The sequence below is a fragment of the Selenomonas sp. oral taxon 126 genome, from assembly GCF_001683335.1.
Classification (GTDB): domain Bacteria; phylum Bacillota; class Negativicutes; order Selenomonadales; family Selenomonadaceae; genus Centipeda.
This window is the reverse complement of record NZ_CP016201.1, coordinates 61,785-75,724: the sequence shown is the minus strand read 5'-3', so window position 1 is coordinate 75,724 and position 13,940 is coordinate 61,785. Positions and strand designations below refer to the sequence as shown.

The 13,940-nt window shown below is 59.6% G+C and carries 13 protein-coding genes and 1 pseudogene; 10 read left to right on the top strand and 4 right to left on the bottom strand.

Annotation, left to right across the window (positions count from 1 at the left end):
• Nucleotides 1–13: 13 nt before the first annotated feature.
• Entirely contained in the window at nucleotides 14–1,237 is a 1,224-nt protein-coding gene (locus AXF19_RS00330) for an EAL and HDOD domain-containing protein (RefSeq protein WP_066843486.1), read from the bottom strand.
• 178 nt (nucleotides 1,238–1,415) lie between these two features.
• Here AXF19_RS00330 and AXF19_RS00325 point away from each other — a divergent pair, with 178 nt between their 5' ends.
• From AXF19_RS00325 to AXF19_RS00305, 5 genes are all read left to right on the top strand, one after another.
• The gene (locus AXF19_RS00325; RefSeq protein ID WP_066849907.1) at nucleotides 1,416–2,231 is read left to right on the top strand and encodes an energy-coupling factor transporter transmembrane component T family protein; all 816 of its coding nucleotides are present in this window, start codon (nucleotides 1,416–1,418) and stop codon (nucleotides 2,229–2,231) included.
• A 13-nt stretch (nucleotides 2,232–2,244) separates the two neighbouring features.
• A complete protein-coding gene (gene truA, locus AXF19_RS00320; RefSeq protein ID WP_066849905.1) occupies nucleotides 2,245–3,003 on the top strand; it encodes a tRNA pseudouridine(38-40) synthase TruA in 759 nt (252 codons plus the stop codon).
• Nucleotides 3,004–3,064: 61 nt separating this feature from the next.
• Nucleotides 3,065–4,309: a GspE/PulE family protein gene (locus AXF19_RS00315; RefSeq protein WP_066843483.1), complete on the top strand. Its 1,245-nt coding sequence runs from the start codon at nucleotides 3,065–3,067 to the stop codon at nucleotides 4,307–4,309.
• The gene (locus tag AXF19_RS00310) at nucleotides 4,302–5,297 is read left to right on the top strand and encodes a type IV pilus twitching motility protein PilT (protein WP_066843480.1); all 996 of its coding nucleotides are present in this window, start codon (nucleotides 4,302–4,304) and stop codon (nucleotides 5,295–5,297) included. The genes AXF19_RS00315 and AXF19_RS00310 overlap by 8 nt, the downstream gene beginning before the upstream one ends.
• Nucleotides 5,294–6,505, top strand: a complete 1,212-nt coding sequence (locus tag AXF19_RS00305) for a type II secretion system F family protein (protein ID WP_066843478.1) — start codon at nucleotides 5,294–5,296, stop codon at nucleotides 6,503–6,505. Before AXF19_RS00310 ends, AXF19_RS00305 begins: the two co-directional genes overlap by 4 nt.
• Nucleotides 6,506–6,563: 58 nt before the next feature.
• On the opposite strand, the gene AXF19_RS00300 is transcribed toward AXF19_RS00305, so the two are convergent.
• From AXF19_RS00300 to AXF19_RS00290, 3 genes are all read right to left on the bottom strand, one after another.
• Nucleotides 6,564–7,196, bottom strand: coding sequence for a DUF4405 domain-containing protein (locus AXF19_RS00300; protein WP_066843475.1), 633 nt, complete (start codon nucleotides 7,194–7,196; stop codon nucleotides 6,564–6,566).
• Nucleotides 7,196–7,879: a flavodoxin gene (locus AXF19_RS00295; protein ID WP_237141635.1), complete on the bottom strand. Its 684-nt coding sequence runs from the start codon at nucleotides 7,877–7,879 to the stop codon at nucleotides 7,196–7,198. The genes AXF19_RS00300 and AXF19_RS00295 overlap by 1 nt, the downstream gene beginning before the upstream one ends.
• A gap of 125 nt (nucleotides 7,880–8,004) precedes the next feature.
• Nucleotides 8,005–8,367, bottom strand: a complete 363-nt coding sequence (locus AXF19_RS00290) for a PTS glucitol/sorbitol transporter subunit IIA (protein WP_066843469.1) — start codon at nucleotides 8,365–8,367, stop codon at nucleotides 8,005–8,007.
• A gap of 199 nt (nucleotides 8,368–8,566) precedes the next feature.
• On the opposite strand from AXF19_RS00290, the gene AXF19_RS00285 reads away from it, so the two are divergent.
• The 5 genes and pseudogenes from AXF19_RS00285 to AXF19_RS14820 all read left to right on the top strand — a co-directional run.
• On the top strand, nucleotides 8,567–10,429 hold the full coding sequence (locus AXF19_RS00285; RefSeq protein ID WP_066843467.1) for a glucose PTS transporter subunit IIA: 1,863 nt from the start codon (nucleotides 8,567–8,569) through the stop codon (nucleotides 10,427–10,429).
• A gap of 5 nt (nucleotides 10,430–10,434) precedes the next feature.
• The gene (locus AXF19_RS00280; protein ID WP_066843458.1) at nucleotides 10,435–11,898 is read left to right on the top strand and encodes a sucrose-6-phosphate hydrolase; all 1,464 of its coding nucleotides are present in this window, start codon (nucleotides 10,435–10,437) and stop codon (nucleotides 11,896–11,898) included.
• Nucleotides 11,895–12,842, top strand: a complete 948-nt coding sequence (locus AXF19_RS00275; RefSeq protein WP_066843455.1) for an ABC transporter permease — start codon at nucleotides 11,895–11,897, stop codon at nucleotides 12,840–12,842. The genes AXF19_RS00280 and AXF19_RS00275 overlap by 4 nt, the downstream gene beginning before the upstream one ends.
• Nucleotides 12,839–13,666, top strand: coding sequence for an ABC transporter permease (locus tag AXF19_RS00270; RefSeq protein ID WP_066843452.1), 828 nt, complete (start codon nucleotides 12,839–12,841; stop codon nucleotides 13,664–13,666). The genes AXF19_RS00275 and AXF19_RS00270 overlap by 4 nt, the downstream gene beginning before the upstream one ends.
• 59 nt (nucleotides 13,667–13,725) lie before the next feature.
• Nucleotides 13,726–13,940 (top strand): annotated as a pseudogene (locus tag AXF19_RS14820) (ABC transporter substrate-binding protein); the annotation flags it as partial.

The following is a 13,940-nucleotide window of genomic DNA, read 5'->3' as shown; positions in this document are numbered from 1 at the left end:
GCATCAGACGGTATCAGCTGATGCTTTGAAGTACGTTGTACCACTCAAGCACATTATCATAGGTCGGTTTCAGCTGGTCAGCAGGAAGGTTTAGGCGGTCGCTGCACGTGATGACCGCATCCCAATCGCCTTTTTCATAGGCGACAACGAGGTCGAGGAGGCGACGCAGATCGTTGTCCTCGCCGAGGAGTGCCGCATTGATATCGTCTGCGAGAGCAACTTCCTTGAGGACATCCTCCATGGGGAGGCTGAGCAGCACATCAAGCAGCGAGAACATACCGAGCAGGAAGCCCGTGTCCGGCGTAAGTCCGGGGCGCTTGAGACTCTGCGCGATGAGTTCGCAGAACTTTGCACGCAGAAGTGAGAGGGTGAAGAGCTCGGGCGGCTTGTCTTCGGAGAAGGTCTGGAGGCTGACGAGTGTCACCCAGCGGAGTACGCCGCTCGTGCCAAGGAGGACGGTCGCCTGCTTGAGGTTGGATACATGATTCGTGAGCCCGATGCCTGCGGAGTTGATGTAGGTGAGCAGCTTGTGAACGAGATTCGTATCCGAGGAGATGACGCCGGTGATGGCGGAGAAGTCGACGTTCTGTCGGTTGACCTCCCGCAGGAGACGTATCTTCGAAAGTGCGTTGCTCGTGAGGCGCTTCTGATGCAGGACTGCGGGCTTGCAGAAGAAATATCCCTGAAAGAGGACGTAGCCGTATTCGAGCGCCTGCTGGAATTCCTCCTCGGTCTCGATTTTCTCTGCCAGCAGACGGACATGCTTCGGCAAAATCTCGCGCATGCTTTTGCGCTCTTCGGGATCCGCTGTGATGCGGAAGTCGACCTTGATGATGTCCGCCATCTCGATGAGCGGTTCATAGCCGGGCAGGAGGACAAAGTCGTCGAGGGCGATCTTGTAGCCCGCCTCTTTCAGCTCCTGTACGACCGCCAAGATCTCGGGCGTGGGCTGCACAGTCTCAAGAATCTCCACAACGACGTTTTCCGACGGGAGGAGTTTCGGCGCGCGGGTCAGGAGGTTCTGCTCCGTGAAGTTGATGAATGCGCGCTTGTCCGAGACGAGCTTGTTCATGCCGAAGTCAAGCATGGCGTTGACCATGACGCTTTGCGTTGCAATGTTGCCGTCGAGGTTGGGGTCAAAGGCATTTTTGAGACCGCTGCGAAAGAGGATTTCGTACGCATATACTTTCTTTTGCTGATCTAATATGGCCTGTCGCCCGATAAATGCTTCTTCCATATAATTACGCCTCCATTATATTAGTTTTATCATTGTCTCTTCCGGAATAGATGATTCGAAAGGTATTATTGTAGTATCGTAGATATGGAGGTAGTATAGCATAGATTCTAAGAAAAAGAAATGAAAAAGGGGCGCTATAATGTTATAATGAAAAAAACAAAGTTGGAAGTGATTGTTCGTGCTTAATGATATTCAAATTGGACGCTATTTGCCCGGGGACTCCTTTCTGCACCGCATGGATCCGCGTGTGAAGATGGTGTTGCTCTTTTTCTTTTTGCTCCTCATCTTCTTTGTGGAAAATGTAGTGGGCTTTGTTGCGCTCTCCGTGTGTGTTGCGCTTCTGATGGTGTTTTCCAAGGTGCCGCTCGGGATGCAGCTGCGCTCCATTCGCCCGATCCTCTGGATTGTGCTCTTTACGTTCGGCGTGCATCTCTTTATGACGCCGGGCGCGGAGCTGTTTCGGATTGGCCCGTTTGCGGCGACATGGGAGGGCGTTGCACGCGGCGCGTACATCGGTCTGCGCCTCGTGTTGCTCATCCTGCTCAGCACGCTGCTCACGCTGACGACGAGTCCGCTGCGCCTGACGGACGGATTGGAGGCGCTGCTCTCGCCGCTGCGCCGCATCCATGTGCCGGTGCACGAGCTCGCGATGATGATGACGATTGCCCTGCGCTTCGTGCCGACGCTGCTCGAGGAGCTGGATCGCATTATGAAGGCGCAGAAGGCGCGCGGTGCGGATTTTGAGCGTGGGAATATTGTGCAGCGCCTCAAGGCCGTCGTGCCTGTGCTCGTGCCGCTCTTCCTCTCGGCATTCCGCCGTGCGGATGAGCTCGCGCTTGCGATGGAGGCGCGTTGCTATCGCGGCGGCGAGGGGCGTACGCAGATGAAGGAGCTGCGTACGGGACGGCTCGACTATCTGGCGATTGCCATTTTCTTTGCCGGTGCGGCGGGGATCTGTGCCCTGAGTCTCGGAGGGCTGAGCATTGCGCCCTGAGAACGTGGAACGGATGAAGGCGCGTGCGCGCAATATCGCGCTGAAGGTCGCCTATGACGGGACAAACTACCACGGCTTTCAGCGGCAGATGCCGCCCGTCGTCGCTGTGCAGAATGTGCTCGAATGCGCGCTTAGGAAGGTCTGTGCGGAGGAGGTGGAACTCGCTGCCGCAGGGCGGACGGATGCGGGCGTGCATGCCTACGGGCAGGTGGTGAACTTTTTTACGGATGGGCGCATTCCTGTGGAGCGGCTGCCGCGTGCGGTGAACGGACTCCTGCCGCCCGACATTGTCGTCACGGAGGCGTGGGAGGCGGCGCGGGATTTCAGTGCGCGCCACTCTGCGACGGGCAAGGCGTATGTCTATCGGCTCGCGCAGTGCACAGTACCTGACCCGTTCATGCGCAATTATGCGTGGCAGATTTTTCAGCCGCTCGATGTGGAGGCGATGCGCGCGGCGCTTGCGCTGCTCGTCGGGACACATGACTATTCGTCCTTTCGTGCGGCGGGCGGCGCACCAATGTCGCCCGTGCGCACGCTCGATGAGATACGCCTGACGGAGGAGGGGGCGGGGCGGCTCTCGTGCTATCTCCACGGCAACGGCTTCCTCTATCACATGGTGCGCAATATCATGAGCACGGTGGTGAGTGTGGGGCTTGGGCGCATCTCGGTGGAGCGCTTTGCCGAGATCTTTGCCGCGCGGGATCGGCGGCTTGCGAGCCCGACGGCGCCCGCCTGCGGGCTCTATCTCGTCAGTGTGGACTATGCGGAGTGAGTGGCTGTGTTATGTTCGCGGCGTTGATGAAGCGCGTGTAACGATGAAAGGGGCGATTGGCATGGAGCGGGAGGCGGCACAGCGGCTCGTCGTGGAGGCGGCACGTGAGCTGCGGCACGGCTCGCGCGAGGATGGGGCACGCGGCAGCGCGGTGCTCACGCTTGTGAATGCGATCCTCGACATGGCACTCGCGGAGGAGGCGACGGATGTTCACCTCGAGCCGATGGACGGCGGGCTGCGGATTCGCATACGTGTGGATGGGCTGCTGGCGGAGCGCCCCGTCCGCTTTCCGCCGGAGCTTGCTCCCGTCATTGTCGCGCGTCTGAAGGTAATGGCGGGCATCGACACGGCAAAGCGCAACCGCCCGCAGGACGGGCAGATCCGTTATCGCTATGGCGAGCGGCTGATCGATATGCGCGTAGCGGTGCTCCCCGTACTCGGGGGAGAGCGCATGGTTGTGCGCATTATGGACGCCTCGGAGCGATTCCTCAGCTGTGCGGAGCTGGGCTTTACGCCGCACAATCAGGAGATCTTCGAGCGACTGATCCGCCGCCCGACGGGACTGCTCCTCCTCTGCGGACCGATGAACTCGGGCAAGACGACGACGCTCTACGCCGCGCTCTCGGCGCTGAACGAGCCGAGCTGTCACATCATGACGCTTGAGGATCCCGTGGAACGGCGGCTCGATGGCATTAGTCAGTTTCAGGTAAATGTGGAGGCGGGGCTGACCTTTGTCGCGGGACTGCGTGCGGCGCTCAGGCAGGATGCACAGAAGATTTTACTCGGCGAGATTCGCGATCGCGAGACGGCGGAGATGGCGGTGCGCATTGCACTCACGGGGCACGCGCTCTTTTCGACGCTGCATACGGAGGATACGGTCTCGGCGGTCTTTCGCATGATCGAGATGGGCGTTCCACCCTATCTGCTCGCGGCGACCCTTTCGGGCGTGATTGCACAGCGGCTCGTGCGGCGTGTCTGTCCGCACTGCTCTGAGGAATACGCGATTTCACGCGATTCCCGCGAGGCAATGCAGCTGGGCGAGCTCTATCATGAGGGGATGCAGCTCACGCGCGGGCAGGGCTGTGTGCACTGTCACGGCAGCGGCTATCGCGGGCGCATGGCGATTCATGAGGTGCTGCCTGTCACGGAGCGGCTGCGCGCGGCGATTCTTGCGGCACATGACAAGGAGACGCTACGTCGCGCGGCAGAGGGGGATGGCATGGCGACGCTGTGGCAGGACGGCGCAGCAAAGGCGTGTGTGGGCAAGACGACGCTCGCGGAGGTGGGGAGGGCACTCTATGGATGAGAGCGTGGCATGGGAGGATATTCTCCGCCGCATGATTGCATCGGAGGCGTCCGATCTGCATATGGCACCGCAGCAGCCTGTGCGTGTGCGCCGTGACGGCGTGCTTGCTGCCGAGCCGTTCCTCCCGACCGCAGCGTGCATGGAGTTACTGCTTCATGAAATGCTTACTGAGGAGCAGCGCACAGCTGTCCGTGTGCGCGATGTCGATTTCGCATGGACATATGCGGGGCGGCGTTTTCGCGGGAATGTCTACCGCATGCAGGAAGGCGTGGGGCTTGCCCTGCGCCTTTTGCCCGCGCGTATCATGACGCCCGAGGAGATCCATATGCCGCCTGCACTGCAATCTCTGTCGGAGGCGCACGACGGGCTCGCGCTGATCTGCGGGGCGACGGGCGCGGGCAAGACGACGACCCTTGCAGCGCTGATTGAGGCGATCAATCAGACGCGCAGCGTGCACATCATCACGCTCGAAGACCCCATAGAATACGTCTTTTCTCCTGTGCACTCGTTTCTGAGTCAGCGCGAGGCAGGGCGTGACTTCTCCTCGTTTGCCGATGCCGTGCGGAGCGCCCTGCGCGAGGATCCTGATATCCTCCTCGTCGGGGAGATCCGCGACCGAGCGACGATGGAGGCGGCGCTGATGGCGGCTGCAACAGGCGTGTTGGTATTCGGGACGCTCCATACGCGGAGCGCGGCACAGACGGCGCTGCGCGTGGAGGGGATGTTCCCCAGCGAGGCACGCGATACGGTGCGGGCGCAGTTTGCCGATGTTCTGACGGGGATCTTTGCCCAGCGCCTCCTGCCGAAGAAGGGCGGCGGGCGGATTGCGGCATTCGAGGCGCTCTGTGCGACGCCTGCTGTGCGGAATATCCTGCGGCAGGGCAGCTACAGTCAGCTGCCCTCCGTCATGATGAGCGGCGCGGCGCAGGGGATGCAGACGGCGGAGATGGCAGAGAAGGAGCTGCGTGCAAAGGGCATGATCGCATGAAGTGCTTTTCCTACCATGCGCGTTCCGAGGGTGGCATGTCTCTGCGCGGCACGATCACGGCGGACTCTGCGCCTGCGGCCGTGCGTGCCCTTGCGGCAGAGGGGAAGATTGTGCTGCGGATCAGCGAGCAGAACGGCTTTCACCTGCCCAATGTCCCGCGCGTGCATGCGGGGATATCGGCAGAGGAGCGGATTGCATTCCTGCATGAACTGGCGGTGCTCCTCGAGGCGGGACTTCCCGTGCATGAGGCGCTGGCACATCTGCGCGCGGGCGTGTCCGAGCGATCCTCCTACGGACGGCTGATCGCCGCGCTTCATGCGGAGGTGTCGAGAGGCATGCCGCTCTCTCAGACGATGGAGATGCGCCCTGCAGCATTCCCCGAGAGTCTGGTCGGGATGGTGCGCGCAGGGGAGGAGAGCGGGCGGCTTGATACGATCCTGCAGGAGGCAGCTGCCGCTCTCACCGAGGCTCATGTCCTGCGTGAATCGCTGCGCAGTGCGCTCGCCTACCCGCTTTTCCTGCTTGCGGCGACGTCGCTTTCCGTGCTTGTCATGACGGTGTTCGTCTTGCCGGTCTTTGCCGCACTCCTGCGCGACCTTGGCACGGAGCTGCCGCTGCCGACGCGGATGCTGCTGGGGATTTCGGATCTCATTGCGGCGCAACCCTATCTCGTTCCTGCCGTTGCTATCGGCATCGCGTTCGCTGCGACGCTGCTGCTCAGAGTGCCCTCTCTGCGCCGCTATGGCGATGCGCTCCTCCTGCGCGTGCCTGTGCTCGGTATGTTTGTGAAACTCTCCGCATGGCAGATGATCCTGCGCACGCTTGCGTTCCTCCTGCGCAGCGGGATTCGTCTCGACCGCGCTGTTGGTTTGGTGCGCTCCGTGACGGATAACCGCGCGATTGTGCACCATCTCGCGCGGATGGAGCAGAGCCTCGTCGAGGGGCGCACATTTGCGCAGATCGTCCTGTGTGAGCCGTATCTGCCCTCCATATTGCGTGGGATGCTCGCTGCGGGCGAAGCGGCGGGCGATCTGGAACGCCTCCTGCAGCACGCGGCAGATTATTGTCGCCGCAGGGCGGGGGCGTATGCTGCGCGGATTGAGGCACTTGCCGAGCCTCTGATGATCGTCCTCGTTGGTGCGGTCATCTTCTTTGTTGTCCTATCGGTACTCCTGCCGATCTTTGATGCGATGGATGCGATGATGTAGCGCATAAAAATAGTGCTGTGTCATGAAAGTTATGTAACTTCATGGCGCAACACTATTTTTATTTCCGCATCCGCTCAAAGAAGACGGCGCAGCTCATACAGGCGGCAAAGATCAGCGCGAGGTCGAGCTGATACTGCCACGTGCCGACAATGCCGCCGAATGACAGGTGCTCGTATAGGATTTTCTCGTAGATATGCGTTGTGATAAAGGCGTGCAGCCCTGCGATGATGAGGAGGACGCCGAGTGCATCAAAGATGCGAGAGATACTTGCAGGGATGTGCAGCGAGAAGCTGCGCAGGATCGCGTTCCATATCGCGTGCCAGTGAAAGCCCACGTGGATGCCGACGATGAGATAGAAGAGGACGGCGGCGGCAAGATGTGTCCCGTGAACGTAGATCGATGTGAGTCCGCGCAGACGGACAACGGGAACCGCGTAGAGCGAGATCATGATGCCCGTTGCAATGACGACGACGAGCAGCACGAGCATGACGGCGTTGACGATGTTGAGCGGCGTAACCCTGAGCCGCAGCGTGATGAGTGCGCGCAAGTAGCGGCGCACGAGGATGAGATGGATGCCGCCGAGCAGGAGGAATATGAGCCCGAGGTACTCATGGACAGGCTCTGTCGTGAGCAAACGGTTTGGCAGAAAAAGGATCGCCGCCCAGATGAGGATGTAGAGCAGCACGCGCATCAGTTCGTATACCCAAGCGAGGCGAGCCAGTTCGCGACCTCGAGTTTTGCCTCATCGGGATTGTTATGTACGAATTTTCCCTGAATGCCGAAACCCTTTCGCAGCTGCGCACCCTTTGCAAAGCGCGGGATATCCTCCTCCATGCCGCTCATCGCATTCCCCATGCCCGTACAGAAGGGGATGATCGTCTTGCCCGTGAAATCGTAGCTCTCGAGGAATGTGTAGACAGGCATCGGGAGATCCTGATACCAGATCGGATAGCCGAGGTAGATGATATCATAGGAGTCCATGTCCTCCACACGTGCAGCGAGCGCAGGGCGTGCAGATGATGCCTGTTCCTCCTTTGCGATCTTTGTCATCTCCTGATAGGCGGCAGGGTAGGGGTTGACCGTCTGAATCTCGAACACCTTGTCGGCGCGCGTGATTTCCGCAATCTGCTCCGCAATGATGTGCGTATTTCCCTTTTCGATGTAACCGACTTCGAAGTTCTCTCCTGCGCGCGAAAAGAATGCGACGAGCACGCGCTTGCCTGCAAAATCGGCGGGCGGATGGACGGGACGGGCGAGGTCGAGTACGGCAGCGTTTGCATGCTCATCGCCGCTGTCGCTGCCCGTCATATTCCCGCAGCCGACAGCGAGGAATGTGAGGCCGATGCAGAGGAGAGATAAGAGCTTTTTCATCATAACACCCCTTTCGTGTTTTGTTATTATATAGGAAAAAAGAACTAAATTCAATACGAAAAATCCAACAGAAAAAATCAGTCACATTGCTGCATGCTGTGTGACTGACTCATGTTTGGAAACAAAAATTATTTTCCTGAAAAGGTGAATTTCAGACCCTGTGTCAGGGGCGGCAATGTGCCTCCCTCGAGTTCGATTTGTCCCGGCATCGAGCCCTTCGCGTTAAAGATGAGGGTGCAGTGACCGCTTTCGCGGATTGTGTCGTTTGCATTCTCTCCGACGCGTACGATCTTGTACTTCTGCTTGCCGATAGTGAGCGTATCGCCGACAGCAATCTCTCCTGCCAGCTCGCTCGGCGTATGCTCGAGAACCATCTCGGCAAGGTTTGGATGCGCACCCTCATCCAGCAGGATGACGCTGCTGTTGGACTCGAGAAATTTGCGCGCCAGCTTGCCGATGGCGGTAATGGTGACTTCATACTTTACACTCATGGTAATGCCTCCCCGGATCATGCTCCGAATTTCCCAACGATTCCTTAAAATTATTCTACCACAAGCCTTCCTTATTGTAAAATCTTTTCGCGTGGGGATGCATTGACAAGCGAAAGGGAAATTAGTACACTTTCAATAAGGGAATCTATAGAAATATATGGGGAGATTCCATAGCGACAATTTTATAGGGGGGACTTTTATGCAGGACATTCGTATCGACAGCCCTCTCAGGGGGCGGCTCATCCCGCTCTCGGAGGTGACGGATCCGGCGTTTGCGAGCGGTGCGATGGGGCGCGGTGCGGCGATTGCCGACCCCGAGGGGCGTGTCGTCTCGCCCGTGGATGGCGAGGTCACGGTGCTCTTCGGCTCGAAGCATGCCATCGGCATTCACTCGACGGATGGGATGGATCTCCTCATCCACGTCGGTGTGGACACGGTGAAGCTCGAGGGCAAGCATTTCACGGCACACGTTGCGCAGGGCGATACGGTCAAGCGCGGACAGCTGCTCCTTGAGTTCGATCCCGAAGCCATCCGCGCAGAGGGCTATGAGACGACAACGCCCGTACTCGTGACGAATGCGGCGGACTACGGCAAGATCACGCTCGCGCTGGGCGAGGCGGAGATCTCCTCGGGCGGTGATGAGCCTGCCGAGGAAAGCAAGTCTGCGGCGGAAGCTCCGGCGGACGATGACATCGATCCGAATCTGCCGAAGGAGGAGCGCGTCGCAAAGCTCATCTGGAAGTATGTCGGCGGTGCGGGCAATGTCCGCAGTGCCGAGCACTGCGCGACGCGTCTGCGCCTCATCGTGAACGACAAATCGCTCATCGACGAAAAGGCGATTGAGAACATCGACGGTGTAAAGGGGCAGTTCTTTGCCGCCGCACAGTATCAGATCATCCTCGGCACAGGCTTTGTGGACAAGGTCTTTGATGCGTTTGTTGCGGGCACGAATCTTGTGGGCGCGGTCAACAGCAAGCAGGAGGCGTACGATCAGATGACGCCACTGCAGAAGGTCTCTCGCACGCTTGGCGATGTCTTCGTGCCGATCATCCCCGTGCTCGTTGCAACCGGTCTTTTCATGGGACTGCGCGGTGCGGCGCAGAGTCTCGGCATTGAGATGAGCGAGAACCTCGTCCGCATGAGCCAGATTCTCACAGATACGGCGTTTGCATTCCTGCCCGCGCTCGTCTGCTGGTCGACGATGAACCGCTTCGGCGGCACGCCCGTCATCGGCATCGTCCTCGGCCTCATGCTCGTTGCGCCGCAGCTCCCGAACGCCTATGCGATTGCGGCGGGCGACGCCGTGCCGCTCTCGATGGAGATCCTCGGCATTCCGATTCCCGTCGTCGGCTATCAGGGCTCTGTTCTGCCCGCACTCGTGCTCGGTATCTTTGCCGCGCGTCTCCAGAAGTGGTTCAAGACCTTCGTGCCCGACATCATCGACCTCATTGTGACGCCGTTCCTGACGCTCTTTGTCTCGATGCTGCTGGGACTCCTCATCATCGGACCCATCATGCACACGCTTGAGATTGGCATCTTCGGCGCAGTGCGTGCCTTCCTGGAGCTCCCGTACGGCATCGGCGGCTTCATCGTCGGCGGCGTGCATCAGGTCATCGTCGTATTCGGCGTGCACCATGTATTCAACGCGCTCGAGGTACAGCTGCTCGCCACGACAGGGCTCGACCCGTTCAACGCGATCATCACGGGCGCGATTGTCGCACAGGGCGGCGCAGCGGTCGCTGTGGCGGCACGCACGCATGACGCGAAAAAGCGTGCGCTCTACATCTCCTCGGCAGTTCCCGCGTTCCTCGGCATCACAGAGCCGGCGATCTTCGGTATCAACCTGCGCTTCATGAAGCCGTTCATCTACGGTCTCGTCGGCGGCGCGTGCGCGGGCGCGATTGCGGGCTTCCTGCATCTTGCGGGCACGGGCATGGGCATCACGGTGCTGCCGGGCACGCTGCTCTATCTTGACCACCTTGCTGAGTACGTTCTCGTCAATGCGGTCGGCTTTGGCGTGGCATTTGGTCTGACCTTCACCTTCTTCCGTCCTGAGGAGTGAGCACTGTGGAGAATTTTGACAAGCGGGCAATCGACGCGCGGCTTGCGGAGGGATTCCCCTTCACGCATCGCTGGCACAACCGCTTTCATCTCGAAATGCCGTTCGGCCTCATCAACGATCCGAACGGCATGACGTACCACAACGGCGCATATCACATCTTCTACCAGTGGAATCCCTTTGGCTGCGCACATAAAAATAAATCATGGGCGCATACGAAGACGCGGGATTTCTGCACCTATCAGATTCCGCAGCTCGCGCTCTGGCCGACGGACGAGCACGACAAGGACGGCTGCTACTCGGGCTGCGGCACGGAGGAGGACGGGCATCTGCGCGTCCTCTACACCTGCAATGCAAAGGATGAGCAGGGCAACCGCAGCTCTGTGCAGCGCTTCGGAACCTATACGAAGGCGGCGGGCGCGGTCAAAAAAGAGGAGATCATCATCGACGGGCCGCCGCCGGGTTTTACGGCGCATTTTCGCGATCCCTATCTCTTTGAGCGGCATGGCGTACGTCATCTCATCATCGGAGCACAGACGGAGGAGAAGCGCGGCTGCGTGCTCGTCTACCGCGAGGCGCCGATCCGCTGGGAATGCCTCGGGGAGCTGCGCACGCAGCTGAAGGACTTCGGCTATATGTGGGAGTGTCCGAACCTCCTCTCGTTCGGTGACAGCGACGTGCTCGTCTTCTGTCCGCAGGGCGTGGAGGCGCGTGCCTACGACCGCCAGAACATCTATCAGGCGGGCTACATCGCGGGGCACGCCTCGATGGATGCGATGGAGATGCTGATGCACGGGCGGTTCAAGGAGCTCGATCACGGCTTTGATTTCTACGCACCGCAGATCCTGACGCACGAGGGACGGCACATCCTCATCGGCTGGATGGGGATGCCCGACCGAGAGGAGGACTACCCGACGCGGGAGGAGGGTTGGATGCACAGCCTGACGCTCCCGCGCGTGCTGACGCTGCGACAGGGGCATATCTTCTCCGAGCCCGTACGCGAGCTGAAGGCGCTGCGCCACCGTGAGACCGAGCGCGCGATGGAGGCGGAGGGGGAGAGCGAGTTCTCCGCGACCCTCTACGATCTCACGGAGTTCATCCTCGATCTCACGATGGGGGAGGCGCATACGGTCTCCGTCGAACTCGTCTTTGGACTTGAAAAGCTCGTCTTCCGCTACAACCGTCTCGAGCAGGTCATGACCATTGACCGCACGGGCATGAAGCTCGGCGGGCGCGGCAAACGCGTCTTCAAGCTGTATGCCGAGGATACGCTCTCCATGCGGGTGTATGTGGATCACGGTGCCGTCGAGGCATTCTTTCAGCACGGCGAGGAGTCTGCGACCATCGCCATCTTCCCCGAGAAGAACATTCAGCCGACGCTGCGCGTCTTCTCCGACGTCGATATGCGGCTCCTCTCGGGCGTACTCTGGGAGCTTGAGCCGTTTCACTACGAGGCAGTGGGCACGGTATGAGCGGCATCATCTTACGGCGGTTTGTCAGTATGTTGGTCGTGCTGCTTGCCATGACCGGCGGGACATTCGTGCTCATGCAGCTCTCGCCCGTCGACCCTGTCGCGCTTCACTTTGTCATGATGGGCGTTCCCGCCGACCCGCAGCTTGTCGCGGAGTTTCGTGCGGAGCTGGGACTGGATCAGCCGCTGATCGTTCAATATGCGCACTGGCTGTGCGGGATACTGTCCGGCGATCTCGGCTACTCCATCGCCTATGGCGTTCCCGTTGCGGAATTGGTGCGTGAGGCACTGCCACGGACGCTTGCGCTTGCGGGACTCTCTGTTCTGTTTGCTGCAGTGGCTGCAATTCCGCTCGGTCTGCTTGCCTTTTATCGGCATGGGACATGGATCGACCATGCCGCGCGCATCCTGTCATTTCTAGGAATCTCTCTGCCGACCTTCTGGGTCGGCCTTTTGCTGATTTTGCTGTTCTCCGTTCATCTTCGTCTCGTTCCTGTGACGGCGACGGATGGCCTGCGCGGGATGATCCTGCCGGCTGCGGCTCTCGCCATCTGGATTGCGGGGCTTTATATTCGTCGCCTTCGCAATGCTCTGCTCGAGGAGCATGGGAAAAACTATGTGATTGGGGCGCATGCGCTCGGACTGCCGGCTCATGTTGTCCTATGGCGTTATATCATGCCGAATGCACTGACGGGGCTGGTCCCGATGCTCGGACTTACGCTCGGGAATATTCTCGGCGGCTCTGCCGTCATCGAGACGATTTTTGGATGGCGCGGCATGGGGCAGCTGATGACGACGGCAATCCTCGCGCAGGACTATCAGCTGATGCAGGCGTATATCCTGTGGGGGACGGGGATTTTTGTGGTGATGAATTTCATCGCCGATCTCATCTGTCTCCGTTTGGATCCGCGCCGCATGCAGGAAGGGGGGGCGCGTCAGCTATGAGTTATCTGTGGGGCAGGCTGCTGCGCCGTCGGGATTTCTGTATCATCGGCATACTGCTCATCGTGTGGGCACTGCTCGCAGTGCTTGCACCCTATATCGCTCCCTACGATCCCTATGAACAGGATCTGACGATGCGTCTGACGGGCAATACGGCAGTACATTTCTTTGGAACGGATCAGCTCGGGCGCGATATTCTTTCGCGCATCCTGTACGGCGGGCAGATCAGCCTGTCGGTCACGTTGCTCATTGTCGCAATCACAGCTTTTTTTGGCATTGCTGTCGGGATGGTTGCAGGATTCCTGCGGGGAACGTCGGATCGCGTCATGACGGCCCTGCTGGACTTCTTTCTGGGAATGCCGTCGCTCGTCGTCTCCATCGCTCTGATTGGCGTGCTCGGTCCGAGCATTCCGCATCTCATTCTCGCACTCTCGTTCACGCATTGGGCGGAGTATGCCCGCGTTGCACGCACACTCGTGCAGTCCGAGCGGGAGAAACCCTATGCACGGTATGCGGTGTTCAGTGGGGCAGGGCTTTGGGGCGCACTGTCCTCCTACCTCCTGCCGAATGTTCTGCCGCGCCTCTTGGTGCTCATTTTTCAAAATATCGGAGAGATTCTGCTCACGGTTGCGGGACTTTCTCTCATTGGCATCGGCGTGCCTCTGCCCTATCCGGAGTGGGGAACGATGCTCATGGGAGCGCGCGACTATTTGCAGACCGCCCCGCAGCTCATGATTTACCCCGGGGCGGCGATCTTTGTGACGATCTTTCTGTTCAACTATATGGGGGATATACTGCGCGACGTAATGGATCCGTCCGGGGGGTGATGTGTATGACAGGGAATCGTATCTTAGCGTAGTTTTTGGGGGAAAGAAGGAGAAAATCCATGAAAAAATTGTATGTGCTCATGGCGCTGATGCTCCTGATGATGGGGCTTCTCGCGGGCTGCGGCTCGGAGAAACAGGAGGCTGCGGGCAAGCATCTGAATGCTGCCCTGTATTGGTTCGGTGAGTCCGTCGATCCGGCGCACGAGTGGGACGGCTGGACGGTGACGCGCATCGGCGCAGGTGAGACGCTTGTCACGGTCTCGGACAAGATGGA

Coding starts and splice junctions, on each gene's coding strand:
- AXF19_RS00290 (WP_066843469.1), bottom strand. CDS start 8,367: ATGAGTGTAAAGTATGAAGTCACCATTACCGCCATCGGCAAGCTGGCG.
- AXF19_RS00315 (WP_066843483.1), top strand. CDS start 3,065: ATGGAGCGGGAGGCGGCACAGCGGCTCGTCGTGGAGGCGGCACGTGAG.
- AXF19_RS00295 (WP_237141635.1), bottom strand. CDS start 7,879: ATGATGAAAAAGCTCTTATCTCTCCTCTGCATCGGCCTCACATTCCTC.
- AXF19_RS00310 (WP_066843480.1), top strand. CDS start 4,302: ATGGATGAGAGCGTGGCATGGGAGGATATTCTCCGCCGCATGATTGCA.
- AXF19_RS00270 (WP_066843452.1), top strand. CDS start 12,839: ATGAGTTATCTGTGGGGCAGGCTGCTGCGCCGTCGGGATTTCTGTATC.
- truA (WP_066849905.1), top strand. CDS start 2,245: ATGAAGGCGCGTGCGCGCAATATCGCGCTGAAGGTCGCCTATGACGGG.
- AXF19_RS00305 (WP_066843478.1), top strand. CDS start 5,294: ATGAAGTGCTTTTCCTACCATGCGCGTTCCGAGGGTGGCATGTCTCTG.
- AXF19_RS00275 (WP_066843455.1), top strand. CDS start 11,895: ATGAGCGGCATCATCTTACGGCGGTTTGTCAGTATGTTGGTCGTGCTG.
- AXF19_RS00285 (WP_066843467.1), top strand. CDS start 8,567: ATGCAGGACATTCGTATCGACAGCCCTCTCAGGGGGCGGCTCATCCCG.
- AXF19_RS00330 (WP_066843486.1), bottom strand. CDS start 1,237: ATGGAAGAAGCATTTATCGGGCGACAGGCCATATTAGATCAGCAAAAG.
- AXF19_RS00300 (WP_066843475.1), bottom strand. CDS start 7,196: ATGCGCGTGCTGCTCTACATCCTCATCTGGGCGGCGATCCTTTTTCTG.